The sequence below is a fragment of the Mesoflavibacter zeaxanthinifaciens subsp. sabulilitoris genome (genome assembly GCF_014191595.1).
GTDB classification, from domain to species: Bacteria; Bacteroidota; Bacteroidia; order Flavobacteriales; family Flavobacteriaceae; genus Mesoflavibacter; species Mesoflavibacter zeaxanthinifaciens.
Genome location: NZ_JACHWV010000001.1, coordinates 96,438 through 118,518, shown reverse-complemented (window position 1 = coordinate 118,518; position 22,081 = coordinate 96,438). Strand labels below are relative to the sequence as shown.

Here is a 22,081-nt window from a genome sequence, read left to right as displayed (position 1 = left end):
TATAAATTTTTCTTTTTTAATCGAAAAATTCACTCGAATTGACGAATTTTATCAGAAAAACAAATGATGAACTTAGTGATTATTTATTAAGATTAATATCTGCTATTCGCTCTATACGATTACGCTCTAAGAACGCATCTATAGTTTCAAAATGTTCTATAACGCGTTGATCTTTAAATTCGAATACTTTTTGAGATAACCCTTGCAAGAAATCACGATCATGAGACACTAAAATCAATGTACCATCAAACTCTAAAAGTGCTTCTTTTAAAACGTCTTTAGATTTTAAATCTAGATGGTTTGTAGGCTCATCTAAAATCAACAAGTTAACTGGTTCTAAAAGCAATTTAACCATTGCTAATCTGGTTTTTTCTCCTCCAGACAATACACCAACTTTTTTATCAATATCATCACCAGCAAACATAAAACGACCTAAAATATTTTTTATTTGTGTTCTAATATCGCCTTGTGCAACTTCATCTACAGTTTGAAAAATAGTTAATTCTTCATCTAATAAAGAAGCTTGGTTTTGAGCAAAATAACCAACTTTAACATTGTGTCCTAATTGGCAAGTACCATCAACTTCAATTTCATTTAAAATGGCTTTTATCATTGTAGATTTTCCTTCACCATTTCTTCCAACAAAACAGACTTTTTCGCCTCTTGCTATAGACATATTTGCATCTTTAAAAACGACTTTATTATCGTATGCTTTTGAAACGTCTTTAACTGTAACAGGATAATCTCCAGATCTTGGTGCTGGCGGAAAACGTAATTTTAATGAAGAGTTATCTATTTCGTCAATTTCAATAATTTCTAACTTTTCAAGCATACGCTCGCGCGAAGCAACTTGGTTAGTTTTAGAATAGGTGCCTTTAAAACGTTCTATAAACGCCATATTATCGGCTATAAATTTTTGTTGCTCTTGGTACGCTTTTAATTGATGGCTACGTCTATCTGCGCGTAATTGTAAATAGTGACTGTAATTGGCTTTATAGTCGTAAATACGTCCCATGGTTACTTCTATAGTACGATTGGTGATATTGTCAATAAATGCTCTATCGTGAGAGATTACCATAACCGCATTGGCTTTGTTAACTAAAAAGTCTTCTAACCAAATTACAGACTCTATATCAATATGGTTTGTAGGCTCATCTAACAGGATTAAATCTGGTTTTTGTAATAATATTTTTGCTAACTCGATTCGCATACGCCAACCTCCAGAAAACTCGTTGGTTTGACGGGTAAAATCTTCTTGTTTAAAACCTAAACCTTTAAGTGCTTTTTCTACTTCGGCATCATAATTAACATCTTCTAATGCATAATATTTTTCACCTAAATCGGAAACTTTTTCTATGATAGACATATACTCGTCACTTTCGTAATCTGTACGTGTTTCTAATGCTTTGTTAAGCTTGTCCATTTCATCACGCATTTCAAAAACATGTTTAAATGCTTTTGCTGCTTCTTCAAAAACGGTACAATTATCTTCTGTCAATAAATGCTGTGGTAAGTAGGCAATTACAGCATCTTTTGGTGTACGCACGTGTCCTCTAGTTGCATTTTGTACACCTGCAACAATCTTCATCATTGTAGATTTTCCTGCACCGTTTTTTCCCATAAGGGCAATTTTATCGGTTGGGTTTATAACAAAAGACACGTCTTTAAATAGCGTTGTTCCGCTAAATTCTACTGCTAAATTATCTACTGAAATCATAAAAATAATCCTATAAGTTTAGGGTTGCGAAAGTAATAAAAAGAGTAATGTAATGTCCTATTTTATTTATTCTTCTCTTCTATCCACTTACTCATATACTTATTACTTTGTAGTGTATGATGTTGTAGTATTTGTCCTATGAAGTTTTTTTGACGACGAAGCGGTAATTCGGCTTCAATATGCTTTATAGTTTCAATAGTGTCTTTTAAGTAGATATTTTTGTCAAAAAATGTATTAAGTATTCTAAACCCATTTTTTTGTTTACCACGCCAATAAATTTTGTTGGTATAAAGTTCTACTGCTTGTTTAGCAAAATTTTTGGCATCATCTTCTATAAAAGCATTAGTGTCTTTTAATGTGCCATACATACCTTCTGCTCCAATAGTTGTTGTTACACAAGGTGTACCTGTTTTCATGGCATCAATAATTTTTCCTTTTAAACCAGCACCAAAACGTAATGGCGCTAAAAGTACTTTGGCTTGTTTTACAACTTCTGAAACATCTTCGGCAAATCCTTTAATTAAAAATCCATTTTTAGGATCATTTAATTGCAAATGTTTTTGAGAGGCATATGCACCATATACATGCATTTCGGCTTTTGGCAATTCTTTCCTTATTAATGGCCAAATATCGGTTTTAAGGTAATTTACCGCATCTTCGTTAGGCTGATGTAAAAAATTACCAATGGTTACAAAGTGTTGACGTTGCTTAAAATTAGGAACTTGTTTTTGATCCTCAATAGACACTGGATCCAACATAAAAGGTAAATAATACAGTAAGTTTGGGCTTATATTAAACTGTGTTATTAAGATATCTTGTTCTACTTGAGAGATGATCAAACTTAAATCTGATCTTAAAATGCTTGCAATTTCGCGTTTTGCAAAATCATTTTGTAAATAAGAAATATTAAAAAGTGCTTGATCTTTTAAAGCTTGTTGTCTTCCTTTTCTTAAAAAATGTAAATCTTCTGTATCTAAAATCCTTAAAGCATCAGGACATTGCTCTGCAACACGCCAACCAAATTGTTCTTCGGTCATAAAACGATCAAAAAGGACAATATTTGGGTTTAGTTTTTTTATAAAAGTATCAAAACTAGAGTCGTTCAACTTAATGCTTTCAACTTTTATATTAATAGATTCAAGATCAAAAGCGTTATCTGTTTTACTGCAAGTTGTAGCAAAAGTAATATTGTAATCAGCTTGCTGAAACATTTCAATAAGCTGTAACATCCTACTTCCTGCAGCCGAACTTTTAGGTTCTGGCCAAACAAACCCTATGATTAATACCTTTTTACTCATTAATTATTTTTGAGGAATAGATTGCAATGCATAACCCATGCGTACTTTTTTTGCCCAAGCAACAACAGCTTCAATTTGTTCTGGACTTAAATCTGCTTCTGTATGGGACCAAGTATAGCTAGGTAAAGGCATTTCTTTTTCTTCAACTTCTTCTATTAATTCTTCAAATTTATGATCTTTTCTTTTTACAGAATATTCTGACCATTTAGAAAAGTTTAGGTGTTTTTTTCCGTCTTCTACATGTTCTGCCATCCAATAATTTACTGGTGTAATTTTACTATACCATGGGTAAACTGTATTACTACTATGACAATCAAAACAAGTATTTTTTAAAATAGCTTTAACCTCTTCATTTGGCTTTGTCTCTTCTAAAAAAGCAGTAAGATCTTTAGTGTCTCCTGTATTTTTATCTGGTGAAAAAAATTGAGCAATAACAAAAACCACAAGCAATGCTATTAGAATTTTCTTTACTATTTTCATTTTAATTAAATTTAAACGCTAAAAATAGTAAATCTTGACTACAGAAACGCTTTATAAAGAATTAAATTACGTTAACCATTCTAGAGAAAAAAGAATGTATTACGCACAAATGGTTATTAACAACAGTAGTTTAATACCAAAACTTATCGAGATTTTAATGCAAGTTGATGATAAAGTTTCTCCAAGAGCAGCATGGGTTTTAGAGTTTGTTTGCAAGGATAATTTAAATGTTATCATTCCGTATTTAGATCTATTTACCACAAACATGCATCGGGTTAAAAAAGAACAAGCTGTTAGACCTGTTGCTAAAATTTGCGAATACTTAGCTAACGCCTACTTTTCTAAAACAGAAAATAAAATTAAAGACGCTTTAACACAAACGCATAAAGAACGTATTGTTGAAGTCGCTTTTGAATATATGATTTGCGATTATAAAGTAGCACCAAAAGCGTATTCTATGACAACTTTATACCTTTTTGGAAAAGAATTTAATTGGATCCATCCAGAATTAGCTATTATATTAGAGCGTGATTTTTATAAAGAAAGTGCCGCGTTTAAAGCTAGAGCAAGACACATTTTAAAAAAAATCAAAGCTTAACTTTTTTGAAAAAATTATAGACTGATTAATTTTTGTCTTCCTCTTAAAAAACTATCTTTATGCCTTTCAAAAAAACAAGCAAAATATGTCTTTAAGCCAATTAAATGCCATCTCTCCTATTGATGGTAGATACAGAAATAAAGTAGAAAAGTTACAAGATTTTTTCTCTGAAGAAGCATTAATCAAATATCGTGTTTTAGTTGAAATTGAATATTTTATTGCGCTTTGTGAAGTGCCATTACCTCAACTAGAAGATGTTAATACATCTGTATTTGAAGACCTTAGAAAAATTTACAAAGAATTTTCTTCTGAAGACGCGCAAGCCATCAAAGACATAGAAAAAGTAACCAACCACGATGTAAAAGCAGTTGAATACTTTATTAAAGAAAAGTTTGATACTCTTGGATTAGGTGATCATAAAGAATTTATTCACTTTGGTTTAACCTCTCAAGATATCAATAATACAGCAATACCATTAAGTATTAAAGAAGCAATGAATGATGCTTACGTACCAGAATACCTTAATGTTTTAAAAGAATTAAAACGTCTTGCTGAAGAGTGGAAAGATGTACCAATGCTTGCCAGAACACACGGTCAACCAGCATCTCCTACACGATTAGGAAAAGAGATTATGGTTTTTGTTGTGAGACTTGAAGAGCAATTTAACTTACTTAACGATATACCAAGCGCTGCAAAATTTGGTGGTGCAACAGGTAATTACAATGCACACAAAGTTGCATATCCAAATATAGATTGGAAAGCTTTTGGGACTAGTTTTGTTCAAGAAAAATTAGGTTTACAACATTCTTTCCCAACAACACAAATAGAGCATTATGACCACATGGCTGCTTTATTTGACTGCTTAAAACGAATCAATACTATTATAATTGACCTTGACAGAGATATTTGGACGTATGTGTCTATGGACTATTTTAAGCAAAAAATTAAAAAAGGAGAAGTTGGTAGTAGCGCAATGCCACATAAAGTAAATCCTATAGATTTTGAAAACTCTGAAGGAAACTTAGGTATTGCAAATGCTATTTTCGAGCATCTTTCTGCAAAATTACCGATATCTAGATTGCAACGAGACCTTACAGATAGTACTGTTTTACGTAATGTTGGTGTACCATTTGGACATACTTTAATTGGCTTTGCTTCAACTTTAAAAGGTTTAGGTAAATTACTTTTAAACGAAGTAAAGTTTGCTGATGACTTAGAAAACAATTGGGCTGTAGTTGCAGAAGCCATTCAAACCATTTTAAGACGTGAAGGTTATCCTAACCCTTACGAAGCTTTAAAAGGTTTAACAAGAACTAATGAAACTATAAACCAAAATTCTATTTCAAATTTTATTGATACATTAGACGTAAATGATTCGATAAAGAATGAATTAAAAGCTATAACTCCTAGTAATTATACAGGAATTTAAAATGTTTAAAGACAAGACTTCTATATTATTTGCAACCATAACCCTTCTAGTATTTTTTTTAGGAGGTTTATTAGACGTGTTATATAATCCCATTGTTATTGGTGCTTTACTTATTTCTTTTTGTCTTGTTATTGTTAATTTAATTTTAATTAAAAAAGAACCAGACGATGACGTTTGATAAAGAATAAAAAAATAAAAAAAGGCTTATCTGTTTAGATAAGCCTTTTTAATTAACATTTAAACCTTAATTATTTAAAATAATTAAATAATTGATTTAGTTGGTTATTATCAACATCTGCGTGTTGAAGTTCGGTAATTAATTTTACTAATTGTTCTGGTTTCATCTCATCGCCTATTACTCTGACAAATGTAAAACCCATTTCTTTTGAGTTTGCAAGTACTAAAAACTCGTCTACTGTGTTTTCATTACCAATCGTACTTATTTTAAAACTTATACCATTATCTTTAAACTCCATCAACTCTTCGTACTTATCATTATTTAGTACTTTTTTTGCTTTTTGAAGTTCTTGTTCATAAGCTACGATATCTCCATCATTAACACGGTAAGCTAACACATCTAATTTTTTAACTGAGTTATAGGCTTCTTTCTGTTCTGGTGACAAATCTGCTTTAGACAGATCTATCATCTTTGCAGATAAATCTAACGATAAAAACTCTGGTTGCTCTTTATGATCTACAAAATAGGTTTGTATAGAGTTTTCATCTTTACAACTTACAAAAAACAGTGCTAAAGTAAGTATGGTTATTATTGATCTTAGTTGGCTTTTCATGATGTTTATTTTTTATTTTTTTTCTCTAATTCATCGCCACCAGGTAAATTCATTTTGTTAGCAAGTTTAGATATTTGATTTAAATCTATATCTCCAGTTATACTAATTACTACGGTTTCTATACTTCGCTTTTTCCCGTTAATTTCAATATTACCGTTTTTTGTAACAGCTTCTAAACCATTAACAAACATTAATAATTCGCTTACATGATCTTCGTCTTTACCTTCTTTGATATAAAACGTCATATTTACACCATCGTCTTTAATCATCATAAGCTCTTCTAAAGATGCGCTTCTTGATTTTACCCATTTTACGATATCTGAAGAAATATCTTTATCGTCTGTTGCCATAGTTTTAAAACTGGTAATACTATTTACCATATTAATGTATTCTTGCGCTTCTGGATCGTCTGTATTTATATCCATTTTTGCTAACATCTGAAACATTTTTGGCTTTATTGAAACATAAGTTACGTTTTCGTTATCACTATATTTTTCAAAAACATTTTGAGCCATTCCTGATAATGGAAGCATTAATAATGCTATTACTGCTATTAATATTGATTTTTTCATTGTATTTGTTTTAGTTGTTTTCATCTTGTTTTTATTTGTAAATTCTTTCTATTGGGTTGTTCATTTCTTTTAAATAGTTAACCTGTTTACCTGCTTGGTTTATTGCGGTTAAATACTCTACTTGTTTAGTCCCTTTATTAAGGGTTTGAGATACTAACTGTAAATATGATTTTGCTTTTTCATAATCTTGTTTGTCTTGTTCTGTAATAGTTTCATTTTGATTAAAATAAAACCCAACCATCAACGCAATTACTGCTGCAACACTTAACCACTTATAATTAAATTTCGTTTTAGTTTTTAATGGAAGTTGTTTAGTAAAGGTTTCTTGCTGGTTAAAAGAAAAGTAATTAAACATGGCTTTGTAATGCTGTAAATGAGGCGCTACAGTTTCTTGCGAAAAATAGTCTTTTAACTTTGCTTCTTCTTTAAGCGTAGTTTCTCCGTTTTCGTACTTTTCAATTAATTTTTCTATCTTATTTAACACCATAACTATGTGTTTTTTTTAGTTGTTCTCTTATTGTTTTTCTTGCTCTAGATAAGGCTACTCGTATTGCTGTAGGTTTCATATCTAGCATTTTTGCTATTTCGTCAAAGTCATATTGTTCAATATCTCTAAGTTGTATGACCATTTTTTGTTGCTCTGGTAAATCTTCAATTATTTTTGCTATCCAACTCATACTGTCGTTAAGCTCTACTTGCTTTTGCAAGGCTACTTTATGATCTTGATAGTTACTATGAACAATCTTTAAATTTTGTGCTTGTTTAGATTTTAATTTATCCAAGCAAAAGTTTTTTGTCATGGTCATAGAAAACGCTTCTACGTTTTTATAATCGCTTATTTTACCTTTGTTTCTCCATAACTTTAATAACACTTCTTGAGTTGCATCTTCTGCTTCTTCTTTAGATACAAGTAATCGCTTTGCTAAACGAAATACTTTATCCTTAAAAGGCATTACTGTATTTAAAAACTCAGTCTGTGTCATTTTGGTTTTGGTGGTTTCTATTACGACGAGTAACTATTAATTTTGTTACAAAGTTTTTTTATTTGATTGTAAATTAAGTACTTTTAAGTAGAAAAATTGAAAAGAAAACTATGAAATTGAATTACAAATTTTCCGTTATCGGGCTACTTTTTCTTGCCCTAACAAGTTGTTTTAGTGATATTGATGATGACCCTATTTCTGATACCGAGATTAAAGATTTTATATGGAAAGGTCTTAATTTATGGTACTTTTGGCAAGGTACCGATAGCGCTCCAGATTTGGCTGACAACAGATTTTCTAACGATACAGACTACATTAATTTTTTAAATAGCTTTGATTCGCCTAACCAATTATTTTATTCACTTTTAAGTGATGAAGATCGTTTTAGCTGGATTGTTGACGATTATTTTGCTTTAAGTGGCTCTTTAAGTGGCGTATCCAAAAATAACGGTATGGCTTTTGGATTAGGGCTAATAGATAATGGTCCAAATGTTTTTGGTTATGTACAATACGTTTTACCAAACTCTAGTGCTTCTGAAAATAACGTTATACGTGGCGATATTTTTTTAACAGTAAATAGCTCACAACTTACTGCAGATAATTACTTAAGTCTTATATCTAGCGATGTTTATACTATTGGCTTGGCAGAGCTAGATAATAATGACAACTTGATTTTGACAGGTGAAGAAATTACGCTTACAAAACAAATCTATCAAGAAAATCCAATTTATATTTCTAACACTTTTGAAGTAAACGGTATAAAAGTAGGTTATTTAATGTACAACCGTTTTTTAAGTGACTACGACCAACAACTTAACCAAGTGTTTGCAAATTTTGTTGCTGAAGGTGTTGAACAGTTAGTTCTTGACTTAAGATATAATCCTGGTGGTAGTGTAAATAGTGCTATTAACTTAGGTAGTATGATTACAGGAAACACTACTAACGATGTATACTTAAAACAAATTTGGAATAACAAAATTCAATCTACATTTACAGATGAAGATGTTACGCGATACTTTGCTCAAACGCTTTCTAACGGAAATTCTATAAATAGTTTAAATCTTAATAAAGTATACATATTAGCTCAAAACTCTTCTGCTTCTGCTAGCGAATTAGTTATAAATGCACTAGAACCTTACATTGATGTGATTCATATTGGAGATGTAACTAGAGGAAAAAATGAATTTTCAATAACACTTTACGACAATCCTGACTGTGCTTTTTTACCACCAAATACAGACTGTAACGGAAGTATAAATCCAAATCACACTTGGGCAATGCAACCTTTAGTTGGAAGAAATGAAAATGCAGATGGTTTTTCAGACTATACTAATGGTTTAACACCAGATATATCTTTAGATGAAAGTTTATCTAATTTAGGCGTTTTAGGACAACAAGACGAACCGCTTTTAGCAAGAGCCATACAACACCTAACAGGTAACGGAAGAACAGGAGAAACCTTTACTGAACACAAAATTAAAATATTTGATTACTCAAATAAACACACACCAACTGGTACAAACATGTATTTAGAACCAGATGATGTACCAATGCTTTAAACAATAAAAGCCTCAAAATAGATTATTTTGAGGCTTTTTTATTATAATTTAAACTTATCTTTTAGTTAAAATATATTTTAGAAGCTCCAACACCAACACTAAAGCTTTCAGATAAGGTTCCACTAGAAATATCATAAACTTTTAATGTACTTTGTGCAGAAAAACTTGCATCTGTTAAAAACAAATTACCATCTTTTACAAACATACCATAAGCATATCCTGCTTCCACACTAAATAAAGAAGAACTTGGTAAGTTTGTAGCCGCATCTGCTAATCCATAAACTTCATTGTTTAATATATAATAAGCCATTCCGTTAGAATACGACATTAAACTTGGGTGATTACCGGTAGCAAATTCGATTGTAGATATTACTGAATTATCATTAGTATTTATTCTTGTAAGAGATGCTAAAGTTTCTCCCGTAGCTTGCCAAGACTGTCCGCCTTCACTTAAAACTAATAAGTTTCCTTGAGAGTCTAAAACCATTTCGTCTGGAACATCGTTTACAGAAATAGTTGCTACTGTTGAGTTTGATGTTGTTATTACAGAAACCTCATTATTTGCACCATATCCACCTTTATGAGATACAAATACTTTATCATTATTAGCTAATACTTGTTCTGGTCCTTCACTTACTGGTATAGTAGATGTTACTGTATAAGAGTTTAAATCTACCACAGCAATATAATCGTCTGTAGTAGTAAATGGATCTGCCCAATCTGATACGTAAGCATTAGAGCCATTAAATCCTATATATCTTGGTGTTGTTAATCCTGTTGTTATTGTTGTAATTAACTCAAAAGTATAACGGTTTACTACTGTAATTGTACCAGAATCTTGGATGATATAGGCTTTATCACCATTAAAACCAATAGACTGTAAATATACGCCTAGTGTTTCTCCATTAACGTTAAAATAAATGTCATTTTCTGAAGTAGAAAAATCGTTAGAGATATAAGACACAGAAGATGGTCCTCCTTCTGCACTAATAATAAATCCGTTTTCGTAATCGCCTAATGGTTCTTGAGGTATTGTCCCATCATCATCGTTAGAACAAGAAAATAAAAGGGATAATCCTAATACTGAATACAATAGTTTTTTCATAAGTTGTTATTAAAATTTATAGTGTAATTGAATGTTATAATTTCGATTAGGCATAGGTCTAAAAATTACATTTTGATATGGTGTATCGTATAAATTATTAATGTCTAAACCTAATCTAAGATTATGATTTTTGTTTTGAATTAATTGATAAGAAATGCCGATATTTCCTAAATCATATTTAGGTAAGCTGTAAAGTGGACTTGTAATATTATCTTCGGTAGTAAAAACCATGTCATTAAACATATGCTGATAGTAAAAAGAAAATCTTTTAACATTGTAAGCTATACTAACATTAGCTTTATGTTTAGGCACATAAATTAACTGTTTATTGGTCTCTAAATCTTCCGAAGTAGTATAAGAATAGTTACCGTTTAAAGTAATAGTATGACTTCCAAATGTTTTGTTTAATTTCAAACCTAATTCTGCTCCATAACTATGTGTTTGATTTATATTTATTGGTGACCAAAAACCAGAGTTACTAGGTTTCCATTGTATTAAATTTTCATTTTTAATATAATATGTATTAAGGTCTAATGTTACCCATTTGTATTGTAATTGATGACCTAAATCTACTTGATAAGACGTTTCTGGTTTAAGATTTAGATTGCCACCAGGTTGCCAAAACAAGTCGTTAAATGTTGGTACTCTAAAATTCTTAGAGGCATTTAACATTATTTTGTAAAAATTTTTAAACTGATAACTTCCGTCTAAAGAAAATAATAACGGACTTTCAAAATCTGAAGTAACATCTTGTCTAATATTAAAGGCAAAAGTAGATTTGCTATTTGGCTTGTAAGTAGCTATTGCTGTTGCAGAAAATGCACTACGATTTGGTGATCCAAAACTACTACCATCTGCTTCAAAATAATTATAATCAAGGATACTTTTTAAAGCTATTTTTTTGGAAAGATTGTAATCTAAAATATGTTTAATTAGATAGGTATTTACTTTGCCATAACTATAACCATCTAAGTCTTTATTTTGGTAAAATTTAAACAGCTCTTGTAAATGAGCTACTTTTACTTTTGAGGTGTAATGATTACCAATATTTGCCCATTCTAATAATGTTCTAAAGTTTTCATCTAAATATTTATTTCTAGAAATTGTATTTAAGGTACCAGACAGCTCTCGTTCACCTAAAAACGATTGATGATACAGTTTTAAGATATTATTTTCTGAAATAAAATACCCTAAATTGACATTAAAATTTAAATTATTAAAAGCTCCGTTTTCATTAACTTCATTTGTACCTAAATACTTGTAATCATTATCTGAAGTCACATATTGAAACCAAAAATTTGCTGCAAATTTAGAGCTGCCATAATTAGTATTAAAACTTGCTTTTTGCGTGTTAAAACTTCCATAGTTTAACCTTAGTTGATTGTCAAAATGCGAACTAAAATTCAACTTATTATTTAAATGTATACTACCTCCTATTGCGCCACTTCCATACTGTACGCTTCCGCCTCCATTTTTTATAACGACGTTATCAAAATTATTAACATTAATTAAATTAAAATCTGTTTGACCATTAAGTTGAGAGTTTATAGAAATTCCGTTCCAGATTACAGCAGTTTGAGAGGCATTTGTACCTCTAAATGATGGGGAAGACACCATACCATAACCATTTTCTTTAAAGTAAACATTACTATTAAAACGCAAAATATCTGTAAAAGATTTAGAGTCGTTTTGTAACACTGAATCTTTTAATGTTGTTGTTTTAAACCCATAATTATTCTGCTGTAATTTAACATCGCTTAAAACAACAGTTTCTAACGTTTGTACAGAATCTACTTTGGTTTGCCCTTTTAAAGCAATTGTGCTAAAGCACAAAAAAACAAGACTATAAAATAATTTCATAAACCTTAAAACCTTTTTCCCGAAGGTTATTAATTATAATTATAGAATTTGGCAGGTCTCCTGACTTGCGTCTTGTTATTGGTCTTCCCATCTAATAAAGACAGTGACATGAAGTATAATAACAAGCTTTATAGCTTACAGTTGCGGGAACAGTTCTGGATTTTAACCAGATTCCCTTTTAATTTGATACAAATAATATTATATCAAAACCAAAATCTGCTGCAAATGTAACAGATAAAATAAATAAAGACTATTTTTTCTTATTCATTTTATAAATCAAATACACAAAGCCTAATAAAAAATGAAGAATAATAATACCTGCTACTATATATATTGTTAAATTTGAACCGTCTCGCATGCTAAATATTTTTGATAAATTTACATGCTTTTTTAGTCAATACCAGTTACAAATGTTACAGAAACACTTACTAATTTACATTTCTATTTTTGTATTGCTTTTTACAAATTGTAAAGAGGATGGAGCCAAAACAAAACCTTTACCAAACGTTATTGAAACTAATTTAAACTTAAATTACGCAAAAGGTTTTAGTATAAAAGATAATGGGAATTTTAAAGTATTAACTATTACAAACCCTTGGCCAAAAGCAGATAAAAATTACCGTTACGCTTTAATTACTAAAGAAAATGCTGCAAAAACAACGTTAAATAAAGATGAATTTAATGGCATTATTACCATTCCTATTCAGAACATTGTAGTAACATCTACAACTCATATTCCTGCTTTAGAATTGTTAAATGAAGTTGAAACCTTAGTAGGTTTTCCTGGTACAGATTATGTATCTTCAATTAAAACAAGACAACGTATTGACGATGGTTTAGTAAGAGAACTTGGTAAAAACGAAGGTCTAAATACCGAAGTCCTTTTAAGCATAAATCCTGATGTTGTCGTTGGTTTTGGTGTAGACGGAAAAAGTAAGTCTTTAAACACCATAAAAAAAGCAAACATACCTGTAATTTATAACGGAGATTGGGTAGAAAAATCGCCACTTGCCAAAGCAGAATGGATTAAGTTTTTTGGAGCATTGTATGATAAAGAGCAACAAGCAGATTCTATTTTTAAATCTATTGAAACAAGTTATAAAGACGCAAAACAATTAGCAAAAACAGTTACCAATCAACCAACTGTAATTAGTGGCGCATTACACAAAGATGTATGGTATTTACCAAGCGGAACTAGTACCGAAGCACAGCTTTTAAAAGATGCTAACCTTAATTATTTATATGCAGACACTGAAGCTGCTGGTAGTTTAGCTTTAAATTTTGAAAGTGTCTTTGCAAAAGCAAAACAAGCTAATTTATGGTTAAGTCCGTCGTATTATTCTTCTATGGATGAGCTAAAAGAAGCTAATCCTCATTACACACAATTTGACGCTTTTAAAAACAATCAAGTATACTCTTTTACTAATGCAACTGGCGCAACTGGTGGCGTTTTGTATTACGAAACAGGTTTTGCGAGACCTGATTTAGTTTTAAAAGACATAATTAAAATTGGACATCCAGAACTTTTAAAAGATTACAAACCTTATTTTTTTAAAGTTTTAAAGTGAATCAAAACCAGTCATATAAATGGACGTTTTTAGCACTTAGTTTAGGGCTTATTGCTATGTTTCTTTTAAACATCAGTTTAGGATCTGTACAGATTTCATTTTCTACAATTATTGATAGTTTTTTAGTTAAATCATCAGATTTTTCTAATCAAGAATATATCATTCAAAATTACCGTTTACCTAAGGCGATTACAGCCATTTTAGTAGGTTCTGGTTTAGGTATTTCTGGTTTATTAATGCAAACCTTATTTAAAAATCCTTTAGCTGGTCCATTTGTTTTAGGGATTACTTCTGGTGCAAGTCTTGGCGTTGCTTTAGTTATTTTAGGCAGCTCGGTCTTTGGTGGATTTTTAGCTACGTTTTTAATTAGCAAATGGAGTTTAGTAATCGCTGCAAGTTTAGGTAGTTTTTTAGTATTATTACTTGTTCTTATCGTTTCAAGTAAAGTTAGAGATACTATGGCAATTTTAATTATAGGGTTAATGTTTGGTAGCATTACTGCTGCAATAGTTAGTGTGTTATCTTATTTTAGTTCTGCAGAGCAATTACAACAATATATTTTTTGGGGATTTGGTAGTTTAGGCGATTTAGACTGGCAAGAGCTTATCATATTTATCATTATTTACAGCTTTGGAGTGTTGTTTAGTATACTTTCAATCAAAGGATTAAACTCTTTATTGTTAGGTGATAATTATGCTAAAAGTTTAGGTTTAGATTTAAAGAAAAGCAGATTTATCATCATCATTGCAACTAGTTTATTAGCAGGAACAATTACCGCTTTTGCTGGACCAATTGCTTTTATTGGTTTAGCAATTCCGCATTTAACACGACAATTATTTAAAACTTCAAATCATAAAATATTATTACCAGCTGTATTTTTAATAGGAGCCATTATTATGCTTATTTGCGATAGTATTGCACAACTACCAAACAGCGATTATTCGTTACCAATTAATGCAATCACCTCTTTATTTGGTGCACCAATAGTGATTTGGTTACTAGTTAGACAACGTAAAATGATATTTTAAAATGAATGCGAAAAACCAAAATATCATCCTAAAAACTAAAAATTTAGACATAGGTTATATTTCTAAAAAGAAAGAAACACCTATTGCTAAAAACATAAATATTAGTCTAAATAAAGGTGAATTAATAGCGCTTGTCGGTGGTAATGGAATAGGAAAATCAACATTATTAAGAACACTAACCAAAGTACAACCTGCTTTAAACGGTGATATTTTTATTAAGGAGAAATCACTAAAAAATTACAATAATTTAGAATTAGCAAAAGTGATGAGTTTGGTGTTGACAGAGTCTATTTCATCTAAAAACCTAAGCGTTTTTGAGCTTGTCGCTCTAGGAAGACAACCTTATACAAACTGGATAGGCAACTTAACAACAACAGATTTAGAGGCTGTAAAAAAAGCCATTCAACTTACAAACATTGAAGATTTACAGCACAAAAAATGTTTTGAACTAAGCGATGGACAACTTCAAAAAGTAATGATTACACGTGCTTTAGCCCAAGATACACCAATTATTATTTTAGACGAGCCTACAACGCATTTAGATATGTATCATAAAGCATATCTTTTAAAACTGCTAAAGCAATTAACGATAGATACTGGCAAAACCATATTGTTTTCTTCACATGAAATTGATTTAGCCATTCAACTTTGTGACAGTATGATTGTAATGACAAAAGACCAAGTGGTTTCTGATCAACCATGTAACCTTATTTCAAAAGGTATTTTTGAAAGTCTTTTCCCTAAAGATTTAATTGTTTTTGATGAAAAAACAGGAAGTTTTAGAGTGAAGAAATAGTTGAGAAAACTTTTTAACTTGTAGATTTCAACTTATAACTTTATTTTATCTTTGAAAAAATCAAAATTTTAAATGAGCGACAACATCATTCTTATTATAGCAATACTAATTTCGGCTGCAATTGGCGGTTATTTAGGTATGCTTTTTACCAAACTAAAAAGTAAAAGTGAAAAAAGTACTTTAGAAGAACGTAATGCCAATTTACAACAACAATTTAACGAGTTTAAAGCCTTTCACGACAGTGAAAACCAAAAACAAAATGAAACATTTAATCATCAATTAAATGAATTACGTCAACAAATTACAAAAACCGAAAACGAGCGTGAAGACATTAGGCGCGAAAAAGAATTTTTAAACGCAGAACTAACCAGACGTAATACAGAATATGACAATCTTCAACAACAAAATTTAAAACGAGATGAAGAATTAGCCCAACAACAAGAGCAATTACGTAAAGATTTTGAGTTATTGGCTAACAAAATTCTTGAAGAAAAGTCAAATAAATTCACCGAGCAGAATAAAGAAAATATCAAGAATATTTTAAATCCATTACAGGAAAAAATTCTAACCTTCGAGAAAAAAGTAGAAGACACACAAAAGGAAAGCATAAGCATGCATAGTGCTTTAAAAGAACAATTATTGGGCTTAAAAGACCTAAATCAACAAATGACTAAAGAAGCCACAAATCTTACTAGAGCATTAAAAGGCGATAGTAAAATGCAAGGAAATTGGGGCGAATTAGTGTTAGAACGTGTTCTTGAAAAATCTGGTTTAGAAAAAGACCGCGAGTATTTTGTACAGCAAAATTTTACTCGCGAAGATGGTACACGCGTATTACCCGATGTGGTTTTACACTTACCAGACAACAAAAAAATGATTATTGACAGTAAAGTGTCTTTAACCGATTACGAACGCTACGTAAATGCAGATGAAGACGAACGTGCAATATTTTTAAAAGCGCATTTAAACTCGATAAAAAAACATATCGAACAACTATCTGAAAAAAATTATCAAGATTTATACGATATAGAATCGCCAGATTTTGTGCTTCTATTTATCCCAATAGAACCAGCATTTGCAATAGCAATAAACGAAGATAACACGCTTTACAACAAAGCTTTTGAGAAAAATATTGTAATTGTAACACCTTCTACCCTACTTGCTACTTTAAGAACAGTAGACAGTATGTGGAACAACGAAAAACAACAACAAAACGCTATTGAAATTGCACGTCAAGCTGGTGCATTATATGATAAATTTGAAGGCTTAGTTAAAGATTTAACTGGTGTTGGTAAAAAAATTGACGATGCTAAAAAGGATTATTCTTCTGCAATGAATAAGTTAGTAGAAGGACGAGGAAACTTAATTACTAGTGTAGAAAAAATTAAAAAATTAGGTGCTAAAGCTAAAAAATCGTTACCAGAAAATATTGTAAAACGAGCTAATATCGACGACTAAACTATTATTATATGAAATTTTTAATCAAATCATTAGTAATCATTCTAATCTTAGTTGCTGGCTACTTTGCCTTTATCTATTTTGTGCCTTACAGCGAAGGTGTAAGAGCTGGAGAACTTGTAAAGTTTAGTAAAAAAGGTGTGATGTTTAAAACTTGGGAAGGCGAAATAAGTCAAGGTGTTAGTGAAGCACAAATATTTCAGTTTTCTGTAGAAAAAGGAAAATCTCAAGTTATTGAAGATTTAAATAAATATCAAGGTCAGTTTGTAAAACTATCTTATATAGAGCGTTATCAAAGTTTTTTCTGGCTTGGTGATACCAAATATTTTATAACTAAAGTTGAAGAAAAAGAGCGTAATTAAATTTGACAGAGCATACCCAAAATATAATTTACAAATGGACATTAAGAGCTAGGTATATCTTTGTTTTTATATTGGGAGCAGGTTTACTTTCAATAGGTCTAGAATCAATTGTACAACCTATTATCGAAACAAATAATAAAGAGTTACAAAAAATTATTACTGTTGGTGCAATTATATTTGGTTTAATTTTTATTGTATTTGGGTTTTACTACAAAAAAGACATTGAAATTTATATTAGACAACAACAATTATGAGCAATAAATCCTATAAAAAAGTAGATGCGTCACGTGTAAGTATTTCGCAATTAATGCAACCTTCACACTCTAATTTTGGAGGAAAAATTCATGGTGGTTACATTTTAAATTTAATGGATCAAATTGCGTTTGCTTGTGCCTCAAAACACTCAGAAACTTACTGCGTAACAGCAAGTGTAGATACTGTAGATTTTTTAAATCCAATAGAAATTGGCGAGCTTGTTACCATGAAAGCATCTGTGAATTTTGTTGGCAATACATCTATGGTAGTTGGTATTAGAGTAGAATCTGAAAACATACAAACAGGAGCTGTAAAACATTGTAACTCGTCTTATTTTACCATGGTTGCAAAAGATGAAAATGGTGACTCTAAAAAAGTACCAGGTTTAATTTTAAACGACATGAATGAAGTTAAACGTTTTTTAAAAGCCATCAAACGTATGGAAACTAAAAAACAACGTCAAAGCGAGTTTGATAGCGAAGATTTTTCTCATATTGATTACTTACCCTTATTAGAAAAATACAAAGTTAAAATTGAATTACCAGAACAGTTTAATTAAAAAAAGCCTCAATAAATGAGGCTTTTTTTTTAAATCTTTACAAACTTTTTTGTAATTGATTGCTTTTCATTTTTAAAGTTTATTTTAATCAAGTACACTCCGTTATTCCAATCTGCGACAGATATTTTGTTTTTCTGTGTTAAAACAGTATTGCTGTAGATTTTTTTTCCTAAAACATTAAAGATTTCAATATAATATTCATCATCAAAAGCAGGAAAATTAATATTTAACTGCGTTGAAACTGGATTTGGATAGACATCTATTCTTTTAGAAGCTTCTTCAAAGTTAGGAACACTTAAAGTACCTTCTGGTACTACAGTAATTACGCCATACATGTTACCACTATGCGGTGTGCATACGTAAGGATTTGTTCCAACAGATGTAAATGTTCTTTGAAAGGTCACTCCTGCTCCAGAAGATATAAAACCGCTATCCCAAGTCTCAGTACTTCCTGCACTACTTGTTACGGTATGTGTTCCTGTTGCGTAATAATTCCAAATTACAGTATCTCCTACTTCTATAGTTCTATCTGCGTTTGTAGGATCTGTAGTTGGTGTAACATCAGAGTTTGATCCAAAAGACCAATCTATAGTTACTGTTTGTGTTTGTGCAGCAACACTAAAAGTTGCTAAACAAGTTAAAATTAAGAGTAGTTTTTTCATCATAGTTTGTTTTTTTGTTATTAAATATACAAAAAACAAACCAAAACATACTGACTACCAGCTAACTAAAACTTGTTTAGCAATATAATTATTTACTTAAATACATTTTACGTCTTGCATAAAGATCATAAAACTCGTCATCTTTTAAGCTATCTATAAATAAGATACTTTCGCCTGTACTTTTCATTTCTGGTCCTAGTTTTTTATTAACATTAGGGAATTTATTAAATGAAAATACGGGTTGTTTTATAGCGTATCCATCAAGCTTCGGATTAAAATCAAAGTCGGTTACCTTCTTCTCTCCTAACATTACTTTTGTAGCATAATTTACGTAAGGTTCCCCGTATGCTTTTGCTATAAATGGTACTGTTCTAGAAGCTCTTGGATTAGCTTCTATTATATAAACAGTATCGTCTTTTACCGCAAACTGTATATTGATTAAACCTACTGTGTTTAATGCTAATGCTATCTTTTTAGTATGATCTTTTATTTGTTGCATTACTAAGTCACCTAAATTAAAAGGTGGTAACGTTGCATTACTATCTCCAGAGTGAATACCACATGGCTCAATATGCTCCATTATACCAATGATGTATACATTTTCGCCATCACAAATAGCATCTGCTTCTGCTTCTATTGCACCATCTAAATAATGATCTAGTAATAATTTATTATTAGGAATACTACGTAGTAAATCTACAACGTGCTTTTCTAATTCTTTCTTATTAATTACTATTTTCATTCCTTGTCCTCCTAGTACATAAGATGGACGTACTAAAATTGGAAAATCTAATTTATCTGCTACAGCTAAAGCTTCTTCTGCTGTTTCGGCTGTATCAAACTTAGGGTAAGGAATATTGTTTTCTTTTAAAAGTTTAGAAAAACTTCCTCTGTCTTCAGCTAAATCTAAAGCTTCATAACTAGTACCTAAAATTTTGATGCCATATTTAGAAAGTTTTTCTGCAAGTTTTAATGCCGTTTGACCACCTAATTGAACGATAACACCTTCTGGTTTTTCATGACGAATAATATCGTAGATATGCTCCCAAAATACTGGTTCAAAATATAGTTTATCTGCGGTATCAAAATCTGTAGATACAGTTTCTGGGTTACAGTTTATCATTATAGTTTCGTAGCCACATTCTGCAGCAGCTAACACACCATGAACGCAACAATAATCAAACTCTATTCCTTGACCAATTCGGTTAGGTCCAGATCCTAAAACAATAATTTTTTTCTTGTCAGAAACTACACTTTCATTATCTGGTAAACGTGTTCCGTCTACGGTTTCTATATCATTTTCAAATGTAGAATAGTAATAAGGTGTTTTTGCCTCAAACTCGGCAGCACAAGTATCTACTAACTTGTACACACGATTTACGCCTAATTCATCACGTTTATTATACACTTGACTTTCTAAACAATTAAGCATGTGTGCTATTTGTCTATCACCATATCCTTTTTGTTTAGCTTCTAATAATAGGTCTTTTTCTATCGTGTCTATTGTATATGTCGAAATTTCTTTTTCTAATTGATACAACTCTTCATATTGACGTAAATACCACATGTCTATTTTTGTGATTTCGTGAATACGACTTAGAGGAATACCCATTTGGATTGCATCATAAATTACAAATACTCTATCCCAACTTGCGTTAGTTAGTTTATCTATAATCTGGTCATAGTTTTTATATCCTTTACCATCTGCTCCTAAACCATTTCTTTTAATTTCTAGAGATTGGGTAGCTTTATGTAAGGCTTCTTGAAAAGATCTACCAATACCCATTACTTCTCCTACCGCTTTCATTTGAAGACCTAAAGTACGATCTGATCCTTCAAATTTATCAAAGTTCCAACGTGGTATTTTTACAATAACATAATCTAATGTTGGCTCGAATAAAGCAGAAGTAGATTTTGTAATTTGATTTTGAAGTTCGTCTAAATGATAACCTATGGCTAATTTAGCTGCTATTTTTGCAATTGGATATCCTGTTGCTTTACTTGCTAATGCAGACGAACGAGATACACGTGGATTAATTTCAATTGCGATAATTTCTTCATGTTCATCCGGACTTACAGCAAATTGTACGTTACATCCACCAGCAAAATCACCAATACTACGCATCATTTTTATTGCCATATCACGCATTTTCTGAAATGTTTTATCAGAAAGTGTCATAGCTGGCGCAACAGTAATCGAGTCTCCGGTATGGATTCCCATTGGATCCATATTTTCAATCGTACAGATAATTACAACATTATCATTTTTATCTCTTAAAAGCTCAAGCTCATACTCTTTCCAACCCATCATAGCCTTATCAATCATCACCTCATGTATTGGTGATACTTCTAAACCACGGGTAAGAGCGTCGTCAAATTCTTTTTCGTCATAAACAATCGCTGCTCCTGCTCCTCCTAAGGTAAACGATGCTCTAATACATAATGGAAAACCAAATTCTTGAGCTATTTCTTTACCTTTTAAAAATGAAGTTGCTGTTGCTTGAGGTGCCATACCAACACCTATTTTTAACATTAACTCTCTAAACTTTTCTCTGTCTTCAGTAATGTTAATGGCATCAATATTAACACCGATAATTTCTACTCCAAAATCTTCCCAAATACCTTTTTCGTCTGCTTCAATACAAAGGTTAAGCGCTGTTTGTCCTCCCATTGTTGGTAAAACAGCATCGATTTGAGGATGCTCTTTTAATATTTTAACAATAGACTTTGTATTAAGAGGAAGCAAGTACACATGATCTGCCATTTTTGGATCAGTCATGATAGTTGCTGGGTTAGAGTTAATTAAAATAGTTTCGATTCCTTCCTCTCTTAAAGATCTTAATGCTTGTGAACCAGAATAATCAAATTCGCACGCTTGACCAATAATAATTGGACCAGAACCAATAATAAGGATAGATTTTAATTTAGGATTTTTAGGCATTGTATTATGTGTTGTTTTTGGTTTTTCAAAAATAGTGATAATTAGATATAAAAAAAGGCG

General features: G+C 30.9%; 21 protein-coding genes and 1 riboswitch. Of the genes, 10 read left to right on the top strand and 11 right to left on the bottom strand.

Annotated elements, in window-relative coordinates:
• Positions 1-79 precede the first annotated feature (79 nt).
• The 3 genes from FHS04_RS00530 to FHS04_RS00520 all read right to left on the bottom strand — a co-directional run bounded on the left by FHS04_RS00530 (position 80) and on the right by FHS04_RS00520 (position 3,495).
• Entirely contained in the window at positions 80-1,717 is a 1,638-nt protein-coding gene (locus FHS04_RS00530) for an ABC-F family ATP-binding cassette domain-containing protein (RefSeq protein ID WP_027878670.1), read from the bottom strand.
• Between the two features lie 62 nt (positions 1,718-1,779).
• A complete protein-coding gene (locus FHS04_RS00525) occupies positions 1,780-3,015 on the bottom strand; it encodes a glycosyltransferase (protein WP_106676862.1) in 1,236 nt (411 codons plus the stop codon).
• A 3-nt stretch (positions 3,016-3,018) separates the two neighbouring features.
• On the bottom strand, positions 3,019-3,495 hold the full coding sequence (locus tag FHS04_RS00520; protein ID WP_106676864.1) for a heme-binding domain-containing protein: 477 nt from the start codon (positions 3,493-3,495) through the stop codon (positions 3,019-3,021).
• A 34-nt stretch (positions 3,496-3,529) separates the two neighbouring features.
• Between FHS04_RS00520 and FHS04_RS00515 the strand changes: the two genes are divergently transcribed.
• Together FHS04_RS00515 and purB are read left to right on the top strand one after the other, a co-directional pair.
• Complete coding sequence (locus FHS04_RS00515) at positions 3,530-4,093, top strand: adenylosuccinate lyase (RefSeq protein WP_106676866.1); 564 nt, start codon at positions 3,530-3,532, stop codon at positions 4,091-4,093.
• An 85-nt stretch (positions 4,094-4,178) separates the two neighbouring features.
• Positions 4,179-5,522: an adenylosuccinate lyase gene (gene purB, locus FHS04_RS00510; RefSeq protein WP_106676868.1), complete on the top strand. Its 1,344-nt coding sequence runs from the start codon at positions 4,179-4,181 to the stop codon at positions 5,520-5,522.
• Between the two features lie 248 nt (positions 5,523-5,770).
• Here purB and FHS04_RS00505 read toward each other — a convergent pair whose 3' ends face one another.
• From FHS04_RS00505 to FHS04_RS00490, 4 genes are read right to left on the bottom strand one after another with little or no spacing between them, the layout of a single operon-like run.
• Positions 5,771-6,313, bottom strand: a complete 543-nt coding sequence (locus tag FHS04_RS00505; RefSeq protein WP_106676870.1) for a DUF4252 domain-containing protein — start codon at positions 6,311-6,313, stop codon at positions 5,771-5,773.
• A gap of 5 nt (positions 6,314-6,318) precedes the next feature.
• Entirely contained in the window at positions 6,319-6,885 is a 567-nt protein-coding gene (locus FHS04_RS00500) for a DUF4252 domain-containing protein (protein WP_106677031.1), read from the bottom strand.
• A gap of 31 nt (positions 6,886-6,916) precedes the next feature.
• Positions 6,917-7,372 carry a hypothetical protein gene (locus FHS04_RS00495; RefSeq protein ID WP_106676872.1) on the bottom strand — a complete coding sequence of 152 codons (456 nt, stop codon included), beginning with the start codon at positions 7,370-7,372 and terminating at the stop codon, positions 6,917-6,919.
• Complete coding sequence (locus tag FHS04_RS00490; protein WP_106676874.1) at positions 7,359-7,868, bottom strand: RNA polymerase sigma factor; 510 nt, start codon at positions 7,866-7,868, stop codon at positions 7,359-7,361. The genes FHS04_RS00495 and FHS04_RS00490 overlap by 14 nt, the downstream gene beginning before the upstream one ends.
• Before the next feature lie 110 nt (positions 7,869-7,978).
• Here FHS04_RS00490 and FHS04_RS00485 point away from each other — a divergent pair, with 110 nt between their 5' ends.
• Positions 7,979-9,427, top strand: a complete 1,449-nt coding sequence (locus FHS04_RS00485) for a S41 family peptidase (protein WP_106676876.1) — start codon at positions 7,979-7,981, stop codon at positions 9,425-9,427.
• Between the two features lie 61 nt (positions 9,428-9,488).
• Here the strand turns inward: FHS04_RS00485 and FHS04_RS00480 are convergent, their stop codons facing one another.
• Together FHS04_RS00480 and FHS04_RS00475 are read right to left on the bottom strand one after the other, a co-directional pair.
• Positions 9,489-10,532: a YncE family protein gene (locus FHS04_RS00480; RefSeq protein WP_106676878.1), complete on the bottom strand. Its 1,044-nt coding sequence runs from the start codon at positions 10,530-10,532 to the stop codon at positions 9,489-9,491.
• Positions 10,533-10,541: 9 nt separating this feature from the next.
• Entirely contained in the window at positions 10,542-12,392 is a 1,851-nt protein-coding gene (locus tag FHS04_RS00475) for a TonB-dependent receptor plug domain-containing protein (RefSeq protein ID WP_106676880.1), read from the bottom strand.
• Between the two features lie 33 nt (positions 12,393-12,425).
• A riboswitch (cobalamin riboswitch) is annotated at positions 12,426-12,621 on the bottom strand.
• 181 nt (positions 12,622-12,802) lie between these two features.
• Here FHS04_RS00475 and FHS04_RS00470 point away from each other — a divergent pair.
• The 7 genes from FHS04_RS00470 (at position 12,803) to FHS04_RS00440 (ending at position 18,418) form a co-directional block, all read left to right on the top strand.
• The gene (locus FHS04_RS00470; RefSeq protein ID WP_106677034.1) at positions 12,803-13,960 is read left to right on the top strand and encodes an ABC transporter substrate-binding protein; all 1,158 of its coding nucleotides are present in this window, start codon (positions 12,803-12,805) and stop codon (positions 13,958-13,960) included.
• 56 nt (positions 13,961-14,016) lie between these two features.
• Entirely contained in the window at positions 14,017-14,988 is a 972-nt protein-coding gene (locus tag FHS04_RS00465; RefSeq protein WP_221184946.1) for a FecCD family ABC transporter permease, read from the top strand.
• Position 14,989: 1 nt separating this feature from the next.
• Positions 14,990-15,784 (top strand): ABC transporter ATP-binding protein, encoded by a 795-nt coding sequence (locus tag FHS04_RS00460; protein WP_106676884.1) that lies wholly within the window; start codon positions 14,990-14,992, stop codon positions 15,782-15,784.
• Between the two features lie 72 nt (positions 15,785-15,856).
• Entirely contained in the window at positions 15,857-17,242 is a 1,386-nt protein-coding gene (gene rmuC / locus FHS04_RS00455) for a DNA recombination protein RmuC (RefSeq protein ID WP_106676886.1), read from the top strand.
• Between the two features lie 11 nt (positions 17,243-17,253).
• Positions 17,254-17,604 carry a 6-phosphogluconate dehydrogenase gene (locus FHS04_RS00450; protein ID WP_106676888.1) on the top strand — a complete coding sequence of 117 codons (351 nt, stop codon included), beginning with the start codon at positions 17,254-17,256 and terminating at the stop codon, positions 17,602-17,604.
• A gap of 2 nt (positions 17,605-17,606) precedes the next feature.
• Positions 17,607-17,858, top strand: coding sequence for a hypothetical protein (locus FHS04_RS00445; RefSeq protein ID WP_106676890.1), 252 nt, complete (start codon positions 17,607-17,609; stop codon positions 17,856-17,858).
• Positions 17,855-18,418, top strand: a complete 564-nt coding sequence (locus FHS04_RS00440) for an acyl-CoA thioesterase (RefSeq protein ID WP_106676892.1) — start codon at positions 17,855-17,857, stop codon at positions 18,416-18,418. Before FHS04_RS00445 ends, FHS04_RS00440 begins: the two co-directional genes overlap by 4 nt.
• A 29-nt stretch (positions 18,419-18,447) precedes the next feature.
• On the opposite strand, the gene FHS04_RS00435 is transcribed toward FHS04_RS00440, so the two are convergent.
• Positions 18,448-19,080 (bottom strand): T9SS type A sorting domain-containing protein, encoded by a 633-nt coding sequence (locus FHS04_RS00435; RefSeq protein ID WP_181256103.1) that lies wholly within the window; start codon positions 19,078-19,080, stop codon positions 18,448-18,450.
• Between the two features lie 88 nt (positions 19,081-19,168).
• Positions 19,169-22,021, bottom strand: coding sequence for a carbamoyl-phosphate synthase large subunit (gene carB, locus FHS04_RS00430; protein WP_106676896.1), 2,853 nt, complete (start codon positions 22,019-22,021; stop codon positions 19,169-19,171).
• Positions 22,022-22,081 lie beyond the last annotated feature (60 nt).